The following is a 17157-nucleotide window of genomic DNA, read 5'->3' as shown; positions in this document are numbered from 1 at the left end:
AGCGCGGCGGGTGCTGGTTGAGGGCCAGCTCATTGGTGTTCCGCGGGGCCGCGCGTGGGGCCTGTCGCAAACTCGGGTTCAAGCCGCAGAAGGGGATGCCCGCCCCGGCTTTCACGCTTTGTTCGCGACGGGAAGTCCAAAGCAACAGGCGAGCAGTTGGTTCTGTTCGCGCACGGTCCACGCGCCCGAGAACCCGAAGCCCTTGCGCAGCCACAGCATGGCCTCGAAGCCCCGGATCGTGCGCCGGGCCGTGGTGAAGGACTGGAAGCCGCCGACCCGCGGCATGGGGCGCTTCACCCGGAAGTGGTCGCTCTCGATCCCCTGCTGCAGGTGCTTGGTGACGTGGTGGATGGGCGTGCGTGGCAGCAGACCCTCCTTGCGGCTCTCGGCGATCGCCGGCGGGTACGGGCCCGCGCCATCGGTGCCGATCCGGTCCGGGGCGAGCAGCGGCTGATCCTGCAGCATCTTGCGGAAGAAGCGCTTGGCCGCATCCAGATCGCGGTTGGCGGTGAGCCGGAAGTCGACCGCCTCGCCATGCTTGTCGATGGCGCGGTACAGGTAGCGCCACTGACCCCGGACCCGGATGTAGGTCTCATCCACGCGCACGGAGCCGCAGTGCGGTTTGCGGAACCGGCGCAGGCGGCGCTCGATGGTCGGCGCGTAGGACAGCACCCAGCGGTTGATGGTGGAGTGATCGACCACCATCCCGCGCTCCAGGAGCATCTCCTCGATGTCGCGGTAGCTCAGGGCGTAGCGCAAGTACCAGGACACGGCCTGCACGATCAGGGTGGCCTCGAAGTGCCGGCCCCGGAAATCTCCGCCGGCTGGGCGCTTCAGCTTGAGGGCGAGGGCATTCAGGATCATGGGCCGGCTCCGAGGCGGAGGCGGCACGCTGGGTGGGTATGGCTAAGGGGCCGTGAACGGGGCCCGTTCGCATTTGCGGCAGGCACTTCTGGTAAAAGTCGGCCGCTCACCGGCTTCCTCTTTGTCTGAGGACGGCGGGCGCGGACTGGAGCAGGATGGCGAGGTCGCATCTCAGGTGTCAGTCCTTGGCGTACTGCAGGTCCAAGCTGACTGATCGCCGCTCCAACTCCACCCCAACAAGCCTGGCCTATATTAGAGGTTAGCAGTTAGTTTTATTTCAATATCAGCTGTTGCACTTGTTCCATCGGCCATAGTCCAAGCACTCTCCCCTCACACACCTTGCTTTCGTCTATCTCTCTAATTGGCTTTGGGAATCTGAACGGAGATTTCATAAGGTTTAACCGCCTGTAATCCCCTGTCCTTATATCTGAATTAAACCATACTGACGAATCCGATGTCGCTAATAGAAATTTAGCTCCAGAAGAGGCAACATTTTTTATTAATGAAATTGCCATGTCAAACGAGAGGTGAAAAAGAACTTCCCTACACAAAACTACATCGCCTTTGGGTATTGGGCCCACAACAGCATTGACAAATTCAAACGTTCTATTCTCGTTCCTGTAAAGTTCGTTATTTCTTTCTATGACAGCTTTTGCGACATCGATCCCTATATAGTGCCAATCCCCTCTAACTTCTTTCATCCAATTAAAATCACCGCATCCAACATCAATGAGTCTGCTGCAGCCAATTTCACTCAAAACAGATGAGAGCTCTGATTTTAGTAATATTGTAGTATCAGATGATGATCCCAAGCCGGATAAACTATCCTGTCCACCCTTCTCCATCCAAAGACCGGATTTATATATTTCCGAAAACACATCTTCTGGGTTCTGAAGATGGAGATGATTAGCTCTGATGCCCTTCCTCAGGAGTAGTTTCGCACGTAAATCTTATAAAAACGTTCGAAGAACGATATGGCGAAGCAAGGATTTTATTGTCTTCATGTGGTTGTACATCTTTAATAACTCCATTTGCACAGGCTCTGTTTTTGCCCTGGTGGAAGTGGGTTATTTCGGCCTATGACTGGATAGCTTGAGAAATTTCACTCCGTCTCTGCGCTGCAGCCCGGAACAATAGACGCTATCATGGCCGCCGCAAGTATAGAAGCCGTACGCTTGTTCCCCTTTGTCAACGGGCTTCGAACCTTGGTTCTTCCGCACTTCGTGTGGCGCGGGGGCGGTCGCCGGTGGGGGCTTCATATCTCCGGGGCTCGCCTCGGAGAGCGCGATGCCCCGCCGCCTTCTGCCCCTCGTGCCGCCCCGGCTCAGCGTGGTCGGCATCGAACCCACACCCGATCGCCTCGTGATCCACGTCAGGTTGCGCCCGAGGCCGACGTGCTGCCCTGGCTGTCGAGGGCACGAGTGCCGTCCGCACGGCTCCTACCAACGCACCTCAGCTGATCTGCCCTGGCAAGGCCGGCCGGTCTCCCTACGCCTCAGAGTGCGACGCTTCCGCTGCACCAACCCGGCCTGCCCACAGCGTACCTTCAGCGAGCAAAGTGCGGATGTCGTCCAGAAACACGCCCGCCGCTCGGTGCGCCTGCACGACCTCCAGCGCCACCTCGGTCTCGCACTCGGTGGCGAGCCGGCAGCCCGGCTGGCACAGCGTCTGGCCATGCCCGTGAGTGCCGACACGCTCCTGCGCCTCGTTCGTACCGGAGCCTTGCCGACCCATCCCGAACCGCGCGTGGCCGGCGTCGATGAGTGGGCGTGGCGGCGCGGCCGCAGCTTCGGCACCGTGTTCGTCGACCTGGAGCGGCACACCGTTCTCGATCTTCTGCCCGAGCGCGCCGTCGAGAGCGTCGCGGCTTGGCTGCGTGCTCATCCCGGCGTCGCCGTCGTCGCTCGTGACCGCGCCGAGGTGTTCGCCGAGGGCACGCGAGGTGGCGCCCCGCAAGCCCGCCAGGTCCTCGATCGCTTCCACCTGCTGCGCAACCTCAGCGCGGCCCTGCGGGCGATCGCGGTCGATCATCACGCCGTCATTCGCGCGGCCGGTCGCGCGCTCCTCGATCAGGAGGTTGAGGCGGCGCAGACCAGAAGCAGGGCCGCGCGTACGCTGACGGCGAGCGAGATCAGGAAGCGGGCGACACATGCGCCGCGTCAGGCGCGACACGCTGAGCTCAAGCGCCTGGCCCAGGGCGGCGCCTCGGTCTCGGGCATGGCCCGAGCCCTTGGGCTCGATGAACCGCCCCGGGTTTCCCGGAGGCTCCAACTCTTGAGAGGATGGAGCCATGAGGAAGCATACACCCCCCTTCTCGCCTGAGGTCCGCGAGCGGGCGGTCCGGATGGTGCGGGAGCACCAGGGCGAGCACGGCTCGCAATGGGCCGCGATCCAGTCGATCGCCGCCAAGATCGGCTGCTCGGGCGAGACCCTTAGCAACTGGGTGCGCCAGTCCGAACGGGATCAGGGCCTGCGCGCTGGGCCGACCACGGATGAGGGCGAGAGGATCAAGGCACTGGAGCGGGAAAACCGCGAGTTGCGCCAAGCCAACGAGATCCTGAGGAAGGCGTCGGCCTATTTCGCCATGGCGGAGCTCGACCGCCGGTCGCGGACATGATCGCGTTCATCGACGACCATCGGGATGCCTACGGGGTCGAGCCGATCTGCAGGGTGCTGCCGATCGCCCCTTCCACCTACCACGTCCATGTCGCCCGGCGCGCCGACCCAGGCCGGCTGCCGGCGCGGGCCAAGACCGATGCGGCGGTGATGGGCGAGATCCGGCGCGTTCACGAGGAGAACTTCGGCGTCTACGGCGTCCGGAAGGTCTGGCGGCAACTCGCCCGAGAAGGGATCGTGGCCGCCCGCTGCACGGTGGCGCGGCTGATGCGGACGATGGGCTTGGCGGGGGTGGTGCGAGGACAGACGGTCCGCACCACGGTGGATTCAAGTGGTCGTCGCAACGGCTTGGCGGAGGGCGGTTGTGATGGCAGGTCGGCGGCGTTCGGATCGGGCACTTCGCGAGAAGCTGCGGTCACCGGGTCGTCCCGGGGTCGGTCTGCGCGAGACGCGGCGGGGGTTCTGGGCGTTCCTCGCGCAGGGTCTCTCCAGCGAGGTCGCAGCGATGAAGCTCGGGATCTCGCCACCGGTCGGCTCGCGGTGGTTCCGGACAGCAGGCGGAATGGCACCTTCCCACCTGTCACCATCATCCAAGTCGCCTTCTGCGCGCTACCTGTCGTTGGCTGAGCGGGAGGAGATCGCGATCCTACAAGCGCAAGGTCACGGGGTCCGGGACGTCGCTCGGCGTCTGGGACGGGCGGCGTCGACCATCTCGCGGGAATTGCGCCGCAATGCGGCGACCCGCAGTGGCGGCCTGGACTATCGCGCCACGACCGCGCAGTGGCACGCTGAACGCGCGGCACGCCGGCCCAAGCCAGCAAAACTGGCGGGGAACGCAGCGCTGCGGACGTACGTGCAGGAGCGGCTCGCCGGAACTGTCGCGACACCGGGCGGGAGCGCTCTGCCTGGCCCTAGCGTTGCCTGGAAGGGACGGCGGCACGGGCGACGCCAGAGCCGGCGATGGGGTCGATCCTGGAGTCCGCAGCAGATCGCCGAGCGCCTACGGCTCGACTTTCCGGGCGATACGACGATGCGCATCAGTCACGAGGCGATCTATCAGGCGCTCTACATCCAGGGCCGGGGCGCGCTGAAGCGTGAGCTGACCGCGTGTCTTCGCACAGGACGGGCTTTGCGTGTGCCGCGGGCCCGCAGCCTGGGCCGAGGCAGGTCGTTCGTCACCCCCGAGGTGCTCATCAGCGAGCGTCCGCCCGAGGTGGAGGACCGCGCGGTGCCGGGGCACTGGGAAGGAGATCTGATCCTGGGTCTGAAGAGTTCGGCGATCGGGACCCTGGTCGAGCGCACGACGCGCTTTACGATGCTGCTGCATCTTCCGCCGATGGACGGCCATGGGGTGACACCGCGTGCGAAGAACGGCCCGGCGCTGGCGGGGCACGGGGCCCAGGCGGTGCGCGAGGCGATCGCCGGCACGATCGCGCGCTTGCCCGAGCAGCTGCGGCGCTCGTTGACCTGGGACCAGGGTACCGAGATGGCCGAGCACGCGCGCTTGCGGATCGACGCGGGTCTGCAGGTCTACTTCTGCGATCCACGCTCACCCTGGCAGCGGGGGACGAACGAGAATACGAACGGGTTACTGCGACAGTACTTCCCGAAAGGAACGGATCTGAGCGCCCACAGCGCGAACGATCTTGCTGCTGTGGCCGCAGCCCTCAACAGCAGACCGCGCAAGACGCTGAACTGGAAGACGCCGGCAGAGGCGCTCGACGCTGTGCTGGCTGCCGTGCAAGATGGTGTTGCGACGACCGCTTGAACCCAAGCAATACCTTGCTCTGCGGTACACGGACCGGCTGGCGGAGGCCGGCGTGCAGCCTTCAGTCGGCCGTGTCGGCGACAGCTACGACAATGCCCTCGCCGAGACGATCAACGGCCTGTTCAAGGCCGAGGTGATCCACCGGCGCGGTCCCTGGCGCAGCGTCGAGGCGGTGGAGTTCGCCACCCTCGAATGGGTCAACTGGTTCAATCACCGCCGGCTGTTGGAGCCGATCGGCAACCTGCCTCCCGCCGAGGCCGAAGCGCGCTACTATGCTCAGGCGCAGGAGCCAGCCCTGGCCGCCTGACTCAAACAAAACGGCCTCCGGGAAACCCGGGACGGTTCAGTTGGTGGTCGAACCCTGCGGGTTCTGCGGGTGGCTGGTGGTGTCGGGAGCGCCGCCGTTCTGTGCCGAACCTCGACCTCGACCGTGCCGAGGCGCACCTCAAGCGCAAGACAAGCGTCGGCGGTATTCACCAAGGAGTATTGACATGTCGGCATTGCATAGCGGCCGAGCTTTTGTAGCACCCTCTACGCAAATTGCCGCGGGACCGTGCGCAAACTCTTGACTACCGCAGAAATAGTGGTTTCCTTGCATCTCGGTTCGGCACGTTGACCTTCGTGGCGTGATAAAATCGATGCCGAGGAAAGCAAGAGCCATTCTTCCGAAGAGCAGCACTGCGCACAGTGCGCTGTCCAACTGTATGCTCCCGCGTGAACTGCACGGCCGCTACGCTGTTGCAAGGCGTCTCCACTATTTGGTGGCGACGGCGGAAGGGGAGCGCGGAGGCTCTGACTTCCTCGACTTCGCCACTCAGCATAAGACCGCGTTCGAGCGCACCGCAATCGTGTTCCTCGACGGCGGTGAGCCGGGTGTAAAGCTCAGGAAGGTGGAGGCGTGAGATGGATTTGTCGTCGGCATTGAACGGGAATCAGCTCCCCGAGCCGCTGCCCTTCGACTACTCGGCGATGTCCCCGCTGATGCAGAAGCAGGCGAAAGACGTCGTGAAGGCGTATCGCAGGCGGACTGGGCTCTACGTCGTTGAAACCGGCCACGGGCTGCTGTCGGTCAAAGATGGCTTAGACCACGGCCTGTTTACACAATGGGTTGAGGCCGAGATGGGCATGTCGCTCCGGCATGCGGAGAACTTCATGCAGGCGGCACGGGTGTTCGCCGAGGACGACAAACGCGAAATCATTTCGGTTTCGCCTGCCACCACCATCTGCAAGCTGGCCGCGCCGAGCACGCCCGAGCCGCTCCGCCAGAAGGTCGTGAAGCGCCTAGTGGCGGGTGAACGCCTCAGGCCGGCTGCGGTCGACGCGATGGTGGCGGAGGCCCGCAAGGCTGCCCGGGACCAGGCTAAGGCGGAGAAGGAAGCGGCCCGCGTCGCGGCGCTCAGCCCGGAGGAGCTGAAGCGTGAGACGGCTCGGAAGAAGGGGCGTGAGCGAAGCGCCCGCATCTCGGCCGAGAAACGCGACGCCCAATCTCGACAGTGGAAGGAGAACCTGCGTAGGCGGGAGGAGGCCGATACGAAGCTGGTTCACCTTCTCGCGACATTGCCTCCAGACACGATTCGCGAGATTGTGGATCTCTTACGGGAGGGTGGGCACTTCCAACTCCGTGAGAAGCTCAGTCTCAGGCTCCGTGCGGTCGAGAACGGCGAGCGCCCCGCGACCCCCTCCCTGGACGACTACAACATGTCGGAGGGACCGACGTCGGCACCGCATTGAGGGCATCTTAACTCTCGCGCCGAGACGGTCGCGTGTGGGCAGCAATACGGCTCTCTCATCTGCGGGTGACTGTCCGCGCCATGCCCGCCTCTAGGGCCTCAAGGCGAGCCGCAAAATCGTAGGTCTCCATCGCCTTCACGTGCAGCTCGATGAGCTTGCCGAATTCCGCGGCTTCCGAAGGCGTAAGATCGCCACGCGCCACCGCCTCAATGAGCGCCGCGGTTGCCCTGGTCAGTTCGCCGCCGCCCTCGATTGGCGGGAGCGCGAAGGACACCGGGCGGTCCTTGCGGACCGGCAACAGGCGATCCAGGCACAGGCGCAGCGCGACCGTGTCGCCTCCGTGAGCCAGCTCCACGGCCCTGCGGGTCAGCCCTTCGGCCTCGCCGGCTAACAGGGCTTCCATCGCCAAGGTTGTTTTGTGGCGAGCGCCCTTCGGGCGACCTGCCGGGTTGCCGCTTTTGCCCTTCGTAAATGTTCCTGGCTTAGACACCCTGACACTCCAGAAACTACAGGGGAATAACAGGAGATGGTTCCGACTTGTTCCTGGCGCGCAGTAGTTTTCTACAACTAGCCTGCAAGTAGATTACGGGGATCACTTCAGGCGCCGATCTTGAACGTGAACCGGAGGCGCGTCGGCACTCGGTCGAGGATGGGTGCAGGTGGCGCGGTCTCCCGGAACTCCTCCGTCACGAGGTGGCCTGTAATGTCCCTGAGCGGCAAGTCGAAGACGCCGTCGTTATTCATGCCGCGGATCACGCAAACGAATACCACATCATCGTCGAGTATGAGGTGGCCGCACCGGCGCAGGAACTCGACAGCAGCTCCTTCGGGCAGGTTGCAGGGACCCTCGATCGTGAAAGTGAGGTACTTCCCGGGCGATACGGTCGGGCGAGCGTCCTCAAGCCGCCGGATCCTATTGCGAAAATTGCTCATGGCTGCCTCGATCATTGTAGTGGACGTCACATATTCAGCGCCGTTGCACCGCTCTCCACCCGAGATATTAGCTGGTTGCGGAGAGAGAAGCACTGCGAGTCTTCAGCCTCACGCTGCGGCTGGCGCTGCCCGCGCACTCGACGAGGACGCCGTAAACGTCCGTGTCGGTTCGCTTCAGGCCGGCCCGTTCGGCTTCGAGCACCCGCCCGAACGCGCTCATCGCAGCCTCACTGCCCGCCAGGGCGGGTGGTCGCGCTCGGCCGCTGCGTTGACAACGGACATGAGAGCATCGTCTCGGGGAGCACCTTTCGGCGGCTCGGCTGAGCATCAATGGCTCGCCCGAGGTCGTACTATCCGTGGGCGAGCCACGCCACTCCTTGCCGTCCCGGAGCCTCGCGAGTGACCTCCGCCCATGGGCGGACGAATTGGACGAACCGGACGAACGTCCGGAAAATCCGCGTCCAAAACCGGACGGACTGGACGGGATACCTAGAGGCATCCCGTCCGTCCGACCGAGGACCACTCTCAGGCTGTCGGTGGCTTGATCCAGAGATGGTCTAAACCGCCAAGCTCGATCGAGCCGACGAGTCCGCGTTCCAGTGCGAGCTTCACGGCGCGGTCGAAGGCTTTCCGTTTCGCATCTGCGCGCTTGGCCGCGTCGTCGCCGTCCACAGGGTACTTGGCGAGGAACTCCTTCCTGACCGCGGCGATCGGCACCGCTCGGTGCTCGGGGCTATTGGCTCCGAACGGCCATGCCCGCTTCCCGTGCTCCTCCAGCGCTGTGGTCAGTGCTTCCCGGAGAACCTTCAGCGAGTTCGGCCACCGCTCCCGGGAGCCGACCGTGGCTTGCCTGCTGATCCGATTGATCGTCCACCGGACGGCGCAGGTCGTGACCGGCTCGCCCTCGCTATCCTCGCCGATGCCGACCACCTCCAGCGTGTAGGGCGTCTCGGCCCCGGTTGGGGCACCGCGGATCTTCCGGACGGCGAGCCGGAGGTTCGAGACGGTGCCGGCCTCGTCGCGGTTGCCGAGGGCCGCCAGCACCGTGTCGGCCGCGGCTTCCTTGGCGGAACTGCCGCGCGTGCCGGTCTCGGTGGCCTTGCCGAAGTGGTCGATGCCGAGCACGAAGGCGCCAGCGTGCCGGCTGAGGGCTTCCAGGGCGTTCATCACCCGCTGCGTCTCGGCCGCGCTGTTCTCGTCGTCGAACCCGGCGCCGGCCGCCACCGTGTCGAGGACGATGAGCGCGAGCGGCAGGTCGTAGCGCTCGCGAAGCTGGGAGACCGCGGTGTCGATCACCGCCTTCAGCCGCTCCACCGCCTCCGTCTCGGAGAGCCGTGGGCACTCCTCGACCCAGCAGAACGGCAGGTCTGTCGGGTCAATGCCGCTTTCGGCGGCCCCTGCCAACCGTGCCTGCACGAGGCCCTTGAGGCGGATCGGGAGCTCGGAGGCACCTTCGGGCGCGAGGAACAGCACGCCGCCGCGCCGGAGCACCTTGCGGCCGGCGAAGGGCTCGCCGGTCATCACGCTGCCGGCGAGGTCCAGGCCGATGAAGGACTTGCCGGTGCCCCACTGCCCCGACAACAGCCCCTTGCCGGCAACCGGGATCAGGTCGCGCACCAGCCACTCGCGGGGTGCGGCCGTGGCGGCGTCCCGGTGCCAGTGCAGCACGGGAGGTGCGGGAGGGTCACCCCTCGGCCCGGTGCGCCGGTCGGCCTCGCCCTGGTGGCCCTTCCAGCCAATCTCGGCCGGATCGACGGCGAGTTGTTCGCACAGCCACAGGGCTGCCGCGACCGCGTCGGCCGCACTGCCGTGCTCCAGCACGATGTCGATCGCCGTTCGCTTGCCGTCCTGCGGGTCGCCGAGGTCATGAACGCCGAAGTCCGTGATCCCATTCGCGGCGATCGACAGGTCCTCTTCCAGATCGCGCCCGAGGTCTGCCGACGTCACGCGATACGCTTCCGTCCCAGGCTGCCACTTCGCGGTCGGGAACAGGGTCGGAACCCAACAGTCGAGGTTCTCGAGTGCCAGCTCATTGATGGTCCGGAAGAAGGCGCTTCCGCGCTTGCGGGTAGCCGCGGCGTAGTCGAGGAAGGGGTTGTTGCCCGTGGCTCGCCGATTGCCGTCCCGAGCCTTATCCGTGGCCTTCCCGGCCTTCTTCTCGGTCAGTTGCCGAGCTCGATCGAGTGCCTCCCGCTGCGCGGCCTTGATCTCGTCTGCGCGCTCCTGAAGGTACGCGATCGTCCGTGGTGCTTCGCGGATCTCGGCTGGCGTGCCAGGGAGGTGCTGCCCCGTAACGGTCAGGTAGCGCCCACCCTCGCTGTAAATCTCAACATGGGCCGCATCGACTTTTCGGCCCTCGACCGCGCCCTTGACGAAGAAGCGGAGCCCTTTGCCCGAGGGCGAGATCTCGCAGTACGTCTCGCCGAAATCAATTGCGACCTGCGCCCACGCGGCGATCTTGCCCGTTTCGGGATCTCTGCACTTGTCGAGATCGATGCCGCTGATGCTGCCGTCCGGAGGCAGGACGAAACCGACCCCGTCATAGCCGCCGCTCAGAGCTCTGTTCTCAGCGGTGCGATAATCGCTCCAAGTCTCGGGGTCTGAGCTTGAAGCGTTCCCGCCCGTTCTCGCGTTGATCGGAGGTTTATCCCACTTTCCTTCAGTTTTGTTCGGTTTCTGATCCCAAATGTACTTCCAGACAACCCAATTGCTCGTAAGTTTGATCTGCCTCATGGCAGCGTTGTCGGGCAGCCCGGTGAACGGCACGAACGGAACGGGCTTCTCTGGACGCGCGTACGCGTTCACTGAACTGCTCCTTCGCTCTGCATCGTGTGAACAATCGGAGTACCTTGTGCCGAATTCTTGATGACGTTGACCGGGTCAGCATCAATTCGTTCATTAATTGTAGAGTGAAAAGAAATTCAAGACAGGCGAATGCGCTGCGTGCGCCAGTCAGGAAGGCTTATTCAAATGAAATTTATTACGTCGGGGTTCTGAACGCTAAAATCACTGTTCGTACTGATTTGATGACTTCGGGCGGTGAATATTTGTGGAAGCTGCGCGGGCCGCGGCATCCGGAGGAACGGGCGAAGTCGTCGGCGAGGATTGGCACGGACGGGTGGCTCGGCGGCACTCCAAAGGGCGTGCGGTCGTTCAGCTGCGCGAGCATCTGGACACCGAACACCGGGACCGCCAAGAGCGCAGCGGCTGCGTCGCCCAACCCGGCCTGACGTAGCTCAGCGACCTCGGTCGCCTCGACCATCGTCGGCACCAACCGCACCGCCGGTCGCGTCGACGTGCCGGCGAGCACCCGGTCGAGTGCTAGCCGGAGGGATTGCCGGGACGCTTCAGTCGGCACACATGTCGCGATACAGGCCGCCACAGCTGCAATCGAGAGATCCGCCGTCGCACCGCGATGCGCGGGCTTCCTCATCGCTCAAGCTGCCTCCTGCTTGCGGGCCTGCCAGACCTCGAACGCTTGAAGCTCGGCAACACGCCAGTACCGGCGGCCGTTGATCCGGATTGGCTTGGGAAAGCTGAGACGCTTGTTGGTCAACCACCGGTAGATCGTCATGTCGGAGACGCCGTAGCGGGCGCGCACCTGCGCAGCCGGCAGCAGGTCGTCGCTGGACTTTGGAACAGAAAGGGGCATCGCGTGGACCCTTGTTAGAGCACGCTAATGCTGAAGCATCCGATCAAATGTCGCTAATTGTCGATGGTCGCTATTTGTCGGAGTTTCATTCACCGACAAATTCCGACTAAACAAACGCTCTCGCTCTTCGACAGGTGTCGCGCGACGCTCTGAAATTCGCCTCCATCTCCGTTTCTTTCATTTTGAGGAGGCTGTTAGAGTCAATCTTACGCATTTCCTCCATAACTCTTGCCATAACGACTGGCTTTGGACCTCGGGGCAGTGGATTTCGCTTGGCGGCGCGTGCTAATGAGGATGATCTTGTGGTGGCGCTGTTCCAGATCCGCGTCACGTCAGATTTTCGTACATGCACACCGTGAAAATAGTCAATAATCCCGTAACTAGTGTCGAAAGAAAAAAATCCGGGAATTGAACCCCTAATCATGCTCAATAAGCCCAATTGAGCATCTTCTATCTTCAAGAAACGCCAATAATCTGGGTTCGATAAGATGTATGGTGGCTCCTGACCGTGCAACGGCTGAGGGTTGTTCTTTTCGCCTACAGCATCGTAGAAAGATTTTAGATCAGCGTTTTTCAGCGCCTCCACGAGCTGTTTCATCGGATCCGAAGCGCCAGTCACCAGTTTGATATAGTCAGCAGCTTCCTGAAGCGACCATCTATTTGCGATCATGGCTGCTCCCTTGTGTGGTCATTTGCGAGGCTGGTCACATGCTTACCCCACGTTTCAAGCGCCGCCCGTTTCTCGTTGAGGTAGGCGTACCGGTTGTAGACCGCGGCCACGCCGCTGATCGTGCCGGAGCGGTGGTTCAGCACCGCCTCGACCACGTGCGGATCGGTGCCGAGCCGGGCCATGCCGGAGGCCGCGGTGCGGCGCAGATCGTGGAGCGTCCAGCGCGGGATCGTGACGGCCTTCGGATCTTCTCCGCGCCGTGCCGCCTCGGACTGCGCAACCGTCAGCATGGCGGCTTCTAAGCGCCGCTTGCCGGCTGACAGATCAGAGGCCGGGGTCGAGCCGTTCCGGGTGAAGACGTAGCCCGGCCTGCCGGCGATGCGCGGCACTGCCGCCAGGATCTCGATGGCCGCGGGCGGCAGCGGCACGACGTGCTCCAGCGAGTTCTTCGTGCGTGCACCCGGGATGGTCCAGACCGTGCCGTCCAGCTCGGACCACACCATCTCGCCGGTCTCGTTCCGGCGCGTGCCGGTAAGCAGCAGGAGCTGCACCATGGGCCCGAACGGGAAGCCGATGCGCTCCGCACACAGCCATGCCCACCGCACCTCGGCGTCGCTTAGCACCCTGTCGCGGCTCGGGTTGGGGAGCGGCGGCTTGAGGCCGAGGAAGGGCGTCGAGGTTATCAGGTCGCGGCCGAGCGCGAAGTTGAACAGCGCGCGGGTGGTGGCGAACACGCGGTTCGCCCCCGTCGTCATGCCGCGATCGGTGAGACCGTCCACGAGCGCGATGACGTCAGCTCGGCCGATGTCGCCGATCCGGCGATGGCCCCAATGCGGCAGCACGTGATTGCGCAGCAGCCCCTCGGCCTGCTCGGCGTAGCCCGGCTTGCCCTTCACCTTCAGGTGCCGCTCGACGTAGGTGGCGACGACGCGAGAGACCTGATCCTTGGCCTCAATCGCGGCCGCTTCTGCGGCCTTCTTCTCGCGGTAGGGGTCCAGTCCCCGCGCCGCCATCTGCAGCGCCTGGCGTGCCCGCTCGCGGGCGGCAGAGAGGTCGAAGAGAGGGTAGGGGCCGATCGTGAACTTCCGGGGCTGCCGGTTGATCCGGTACCGGATCGCCCACGACTTCTTCCCGCTCGGCTGCACGATCAGGTAGAGCCCGGGGAGGGTCGCGTCCGGGATCTCAAGCCGCCGCTCCGGGTTCGGCTTGTAGCGTTCCACGCTCTGCACGGTGAGCACTTTCGTTGCCACGAGATGCGCTCCACGGGTAACCACGGGGGATGCCAGAACGGCCGTTAAGGCGTGTTCGACCGTGTTTCCCTTGGTGACGCTCCCCGACAAGAAAGCCAAGCCCGATGAGCCGTTTGCGTCCATATGATCCAGCAAACTGTTAGGCTCTGTTAGGCACCTGCCCAGTTCTTAAAATCTTGCGGCCGCAAGGCCGTGCGGGTTCGAGTCCCGCCGTCCGCACCAGCCTCGGGCCGCATCCTCGCCCGGCACCGCCGGCCCGCTCCGCCAGCCTGCCGGCGGCGTCCCGCCCGACGCTCACTCGACCAGTTCGCTCGCCCGGGCGAGCGCGGAGGGAGGCACCTCAAGGCCGAGGTAATCGGCCGTCCTCAGATTGAAGACGTAATCGAACTTGATCGGTTGCTCGATCGGCAGGTCTCGCGGATGAGAGCCGCGCAGGATCTTCGCGACGTAGGAGGCCGAGCGCCGGAACATGTCGTAGAAGTCAGGACCGTACCCGACCAAGCCACCGGCTTTCACGTACGGCCCCTCTCCGATCGACGCCAACCTGTGCTTCAGGCAGAGGTTCGCCAACGTCCGCACGTTGTCCGTGAGCAAGGCGTCGTGGATCAGCGACACCGCACCGACGCGGCTGCTCGCGATCGTGGCGAAGGCCGCCTCGAATTCCTGCGGGGACTGGATTGCGACGGGCCTGAGTTCCACGCCGAGGGAGCGGGCGGTGGATCCGAGCGCCCGCAGATCGGGCTGGGCGACGGGGTTGGCGACGTTGAACACGGTCGCGAGGCTGGTCAGCCCGGGGATGCACTCCTTGAGGATCTCCAGGCGTTTCGCGGAGATCTGAGGCGCGAAGAAGCTCAAGCCGGTGATGGTGCCGCCGGGATGCGCGAGGCTGTCCACCAAACCGGTCATCGCGATGTCGCTGGTCGTCGCCACCACGATCGGCACGTCGCGCGAGGCCTGCTTGAGCGCGGCCGTCGCGGGGTAGCCGTGCGTGACGATGACGTTGGGCCGGCTATCGACCAATTCGCGCGCAAGCGCGGCGAGCCGCGCGTAATCGCCGAGCGCCCACCGAAAATCGAGAAGGACGTCCCTGCCGTCCTCGTACCCCAATTCCCGCAATCCGAGCTTCAGGGACTCGACCTGCCGCGCGTAGCCATTCGGCGTGGCCGCGCCCAGGAAGCCGATTCGCGGCAGCACCGGCTGGGATCGCGCCAGCATGGGGCGGCTCACAGAGGCGGCGCCCAAAGTCGCCAGAAACTGACGCCGTTTCATCTTCGCACCGCCCGGGTCTGGGGCTCCACTCCGCACTTGGTCCGTACAGTCGGTCCGCACCAGCAAGACTGCCGATACCGGGTTGGTTCCTCGCTCCGCGAGCCAAGTGCCGGTTGGTCCCACGGCCAAGCGCTGCTCTGCTTCGGGTTCGGCCGGATCGGCGCGGGCGAACCGCCGCGAGGCCGAACGCGCGGGCCAAGCGCGCCGGCGCGCAGCCGGGCCGGACCGGCGTCAGCAGCCGCGGGGAGGAGACCTGCCTCGCGCCTCGGGGAACGCGGCCGCTCCGGTCGCGAGCGGGCACCGGACCCCGTCCGCCGTCGGGAGCGGAGGGTCCGCACCGCCCCGCGCGCGGCCACGGTAGAGGACGGGCGCCAGGACCGGGAGGACGCAGCCTCCATGGACGCCGCGCAGGGCCCAGGCGAGACCCCGCATCGGAGGGGCCGCGCCGGCCGCGACGCCGCAATCAGGCCGCCGGCAGGGGAATCCCCGGCACGGCCCGGGGCGCACCGGCCTCGGGCGGCGGCACCAGGACGGGCGCGCGCGGCGCCGCGTCCGGCGCGTTGTAGGGGCGATTGTAGCAGAGCCGGACGGCGATCCAGAACGCCTCCCGCTCCTCGGCGCTGAGGTGACTCAGGCAGCCGGCGAGGAGGGCTTCGCCGGCGCTCGCCCAGGCCGCGCGCTGCTTGGCCGTCAGGCTCTCGATCGGCGCCCGAGCGCCCGCGAGCCCCTGGTCGGAGAGGTCATGATCATGAAGCGCCTGCACCGCACCGCCCCGTGCTGTTGGAGGTCGCCCACTCAACGCACGAAGCCTGACGGCGATCCCGCAATGCGGCAAGTTGGCCGCCACCCGCACCGCGTCCCCGGGACGAGGAGCCCGGGTTCGGCACCGCGGCCCGCGCGCCCGGTGCCGCGAGGCCCGCCCCGTGCGCCTCGGCTTTCTGGCTGAACCGTTCGCGAGGCGCGGCGTTGCCATGCTCGTCGGGGATGACGCACGAGGCAGGGAATGCGGCGCGGACACGGAACGGGACTCAGGATCGCGGCGATCTGGGTCGCGATGATGACGGCGACCGCGCTGGTGAGGGCGGCCGTCGCGGGCCCGGCCGGGATCAGTCTGGAGCAGCTGACCCGCTCAGCCCCGATCCAGGCTCCCGTCACGGCCAAGAAGCGGTCGCGCACCGCCGATCACCGCAAGGACGAGGCGGCCGCGGCGCGACGCACGGAGTGAGGGCCGGCCGCGCCTCGCCCGGATCGGGCGGCGGCGAGCCCGGTGCCGCGCCTGCGCCCCTCGCAAGTGATCCGGGCACCGGTGCGGGCCGTCGCGGCGTCCCCGTCCGGCGCTCTCCCTGTGCGCCCCGGCGCAGGGCCGGACCGCGTTGACCCGCCCGTCGATCTGTGGAACCAGCCCGCCGGGACCGAGGGGAAGAGGATGTCTGAGAGCGACACCCTGGCGCAGGCGCTCGCCGACGTGAGCCAGCGGCGGGCCGCGCTGGAAGCCGAGTACGAGCGCATCGGCAGCGAGCTGGCGAAGCTCCGCCTCGCCGAGAACGCGCTGCGGGCGATCGTCGACGACACCGACCTGCCGCTCGCCGGACTGGCGGGGACCGCCGGCCTGCCGCTCGCGGGAGCCGGCCGGCCGGCCGAGGCGGCGAGGACGGTCGGGCGCGGCAGCCGCGGGCCGCGGGCGAACTCGGCCAAGGGGCGCCTCAAGGCGCTGCTGGAGGGCGCCGGACCGCAGGGCCTGACCAGCGCGCAGATCGCCCGCCAGCTGCCGGACGTCGCGCCTGGGACCCTCAACACCTATCTCAGCGTCATGGTCGCGGGCGGCGAGGCCGTCCGTGCCGGGGAATTCTACCGGGGCGTTCGCCCCGCGGAGGCCGCCCTGTCCGACGAGCCCGACGAGGCGGCGCCCGACGGGGAGGCCGGCGCCGACCTCGCCGGATGACGCCTGCCGCCGTCGCGTGACCGGACGCAGCGGCACGTGCTAGGCTCCCCCGCGGGAGCCGCACGGGCGGGACGTCGCGATGGATGTCGACGCGCTTCTCCGCGAGATCAGCCGCCGGATCGTCGAGATCGAGCTGCGGTCGACGGCCCTCGCCGCGCGGGTGGCGGAGCTCGCCAGCCTCGGTCTCGAGGCCGGCGAGGTGGAGCAGCGGCTCTGGGCCGCCATCGACGCCCTGACGGTGCTGCGCTGCGAGCAGTGGACCCTTCAGGGGCTGAGAGGCCCGGCAGGCGCGGACCGCGCGGACGAGATCCTCGCCAGGGCCGCCGCGTACGACGAGGACGCCGAGGCCCGCCTCCGGGCGCGGACCCAGGTGACGCGGGACGGCGCCGGATCCTGAGCCCGCCCGACTCCGGCCCGACGCAAGTCGACCTGCGCCGCAACGGCTTGCGGAACACTTGAAGA

General features: G+C 65.9%; 18 protein-coding genes, 2 pseudogenes and 1 other annotated feature. Of the genes and pseudogenes, 9 read left to right on the top strand and 11 right to left on the bottom strand.

All coding sequences use genetic code 11. From position 1 onward, the window contains the following. Positions 1 to 111 precede the first annotated feature (111 nt). Both M446_RS32630 and M446_RS36190 read right to left on the bottom strand, forming a co-directional pair. Positions 112 to 864, bottom strand: a complete 753-nt coding sequence (locus tag M446_RS32630) for an IS6 family transposase (RefSeq protein WP_012336360.1) — start codon at positions 862 to 864, stop codon at positions 112 to 114. A 272-nt stretch (positions 865 to 1136) separates the two neighbouring features. Beyond that, on the bottom strand, positions 1137 to 1709 hold the full coding sequence (locus M446_RS36190) for a class I SAM-dependent methyltransferase (protein ID WP_012336359.1): 573 nt from the start codon (positions 1707 to 1709) through the stop codon (positions 1137 to 1139). A 442-nt stretch (positions 1710 to 2151) separates the two neighbouring features. Between M446_RS36190 and M446_RS39820 the strand changes: the two genes are divergently transcribed. The 6 genes and pseudogenes from M446_RS39820 (at position 2152) to M446_RS32595 (ending at position 6979) form a co-directional block, all read left to right on the top strand. Beyond that, on the top strand, positions 2152 to 3186 hold the full coding sequence (locus M446_RS39820; RefSeq protein WP_012336358.1) for an ISL3 family transposase: 1035 nt from the start codon (positions 2152 to 2154) through the stop codon (positions 3184 to 3186). Then, a pseudogene (locus M446_RS36180) lies at positions 3155 to 3804 on the top strand (IS3 family transposase); the annotation flags it as partial. The gene M446_RS39820 and the pseudogene M446_RS36180, both read left to right, overlap by 32 nt. Then, positions 3436 to 3552: a sequence feature (AL1L pseudoknot), on the top strand. Its footprint overlaps the pseudogene before it by 117 nt. 43 nt (positions 3805 to 3847) lie before the next feature. Next, positions 3848 to 5248: an IS30-like element ISMtsp4 family transposase gene (locus tag M446_RS32610; protein ID WP_012330561.1), complete on the top strand. Its 1401-nt coding sequence runs from the start codon at positions 3848 to 3850 to the stop codon at positions 5246 to 5248. Between the two features lie 7 nt (positions 5249 to 5255). Further along, positions 5256 to 5555 (top strand): annotated as a pseudogene (locus M446_RS32605) (integrase core domain-containing protein); the annotation flags it as partial. A 331-nt stretch (positions 5556 to 5886) separates the two neighbouring features. Continuing rightward, positions 5887 to 6150, top strand: coding sequence for a hypothetical protein (locus M446_RS32600; RefSeq protein ID WP_012336356.1), 264 nt, complete (start codon positions 5887 to 5889; stop codon positions 6148 to 6150). A gap of 1 nt (position 6151) precedes the next feature. Next, positions 6152 to 6979 (top strand): hypothetical protein, encoded by an 828-nt coding sequence (locus M446_RS32595; RefSeq protein ID WP_012336355.1) that lies wholly within the window; start codon positions 6152 to 6154, stop codon positions 6977 to 6979. A gap of 55 nt (positions 6980 to 7034) precedes the next feature. Here the strand turns inward: M446_RS32595 and M446_RS32590 are convergent, their stop codons facing one another. The 9 genes from M446_RS32590 to M446_RS32555 all read right to left on the bottom strand — a co-directional run bounded on the left by M446_RS32590 (position 7035) and on the right by M446_RS32555 (position 15516). Beyond that, the gene (locus M446_RS32590; RefSeq protein WP_012336354.1) at positions 7035 to 7469 is read right to left on the bottom strand and encodes a DUF5681 domain-containing protein; all 435 of its coding nucleotides are present in this window, start codon (positions 7467 to 7469) and stop codon (positions 7035 to 7037) included. Between the two features lie 107 nt (positions 7470 to 7576). Beyond that, a complete protein-coding gene (locus M446_RS32585) occupies positions 7577 to 7912 on the bottom strand; it encodes a hypothetical protein (protein ID WP_012336353.1) in 336 nt (111 codons plus the stop codon). A 525-nt stretch (positions 7913 to 8437) separates the two neighbouring features. Beyond that, entirely contained in the window at positions 8438 to 10717 is a 2280-nt protein-coding gene (locus tag M446_RS36175; protein WP_012336351.1) for an AAA family ATPase, read from the bottom strand. A gap of 175 nt (positions 10718 to 10892) precedes the next feature. Further along, positions 10893 to 11345, bottom strand: coding sequence for a hypothetical protein (locus M446_RS37805; protein ID WP_012336350.1), 453 nt, complete (start codon positions 11343 to 11345; stop codon positions 10893 to 10895). 3 nt (positions 11346 to 11348) lie between these two features. Further along, positions 11349 to 11564, bottom strand: coding sequence for a helix-turn-helix transcriptional regulator (locus M446_RS32570; protein WP_012336349.1), 216 nt, complete (start codon positions 11562 to 11564; stop codon positions 11349 to 11351). Between the two features lie 106 nt (positions 11565 to 11670). Further along, positions 11671 to 12234, bottom strand: a complete 564-nt coding sequence (locus tag M446_RS37800; RefSeq protein ID WP_150108781.1) for a hypothetical protein — start codon at positions 12232 to 12234, stop codon at positions 11671 to 11673. Beyond that, positions 12231 to 13484 (bottom strand): tyrosine-type recombinase/integrase, encoded by a 1254-nt coding sequence (locus tag M446_RS32565; RefSeq protein WP_043701891.1) that lies wholly within the window; start codon positions 13482 to 13484, stop codon positions 12231 to 12233. The genes M446_RS37800 and M446_RS32565 overlap by 4 nt, the downstream gene beginning before the upstream one ends. A gap of 294 nt (positions 13485 to 13778) precedes the next feature. Next, the gene (locus tag M446_RS32560; RefSeq protein ID WP_150108779.1) at positions 13779 to 14699 is read right to left on the bottom strand and encodes an ABC transporter substrate-binding protein; all 921 of its coding nucleotides are present in this window, start codon (positions 14697 to 14699) and stop codon (positions 13779 to 13781) included. 517 nt (positions 14700 to 15216) lie between these two features. Further along, positions 15217 to 15516, bottom strand: a complete 300-nt coding sequence (locus M446_RS32555) for a hypothetical protein (RefSeq protein ID WP_012336346.1) — start codon at positions 15514 to 15516, stop codon at positions 15217 to 15219. 240 nt (positions 15517 to 15756) lie between these two features. Here M446_RS32555 and M446_RS32550 point away from each other — a divergent pair, with 240 nt between their 5' ends. From M446_RS32550 to M446_RS32540, 3 genes are all read left to right on the top strand, one after another. Next, entirely contained in the window at positions 15757 to 15978 is a 222-nt protein-coding gene (locus M446_RS32550; RefSeq protein WP_012336345.1) for a hypothetical protein, read from the top strand. 201 nt (positions 15979 to 16179) lie between these two features. Then, entirely contained in the window at positions 16180 to 16695 is a 516-nt protein-coding gene (locus tag M446_RS32545; RefSeq protein ID WP_012336344.1) for a hypothetical protein, read from the top strand. Between the two features lie 79 nt (positions 16696 to 16774). Then, the gene (locus M446_RS32540) at positions 16775 to 17092 is read left to right on the top strand and encodes a hypothetical protein (protein ID WP_012336343.1); all 318 of its coding nucleotides are present in this window, start codon (positions 16775 to 16777) and stop codon (positions 17090 to 17092) included. Positions 17093 to 17157 lie beyond the last annotated feature (65 nt).

This window comes from Methylobacterium sp. 4-46 (assembly GCF_000019365.1).
Classification (GTDB): domain Bacteria; phylum Pseudomonadota; class Alphaproteobacteria; order Rhizobiales; family Beijerinckiaceae; genus Methylobacterium.
Note: the sequence above shows the minus strand (reverse complement) of the source record. Positions and strands in the feature narration are given on the sequence as shown.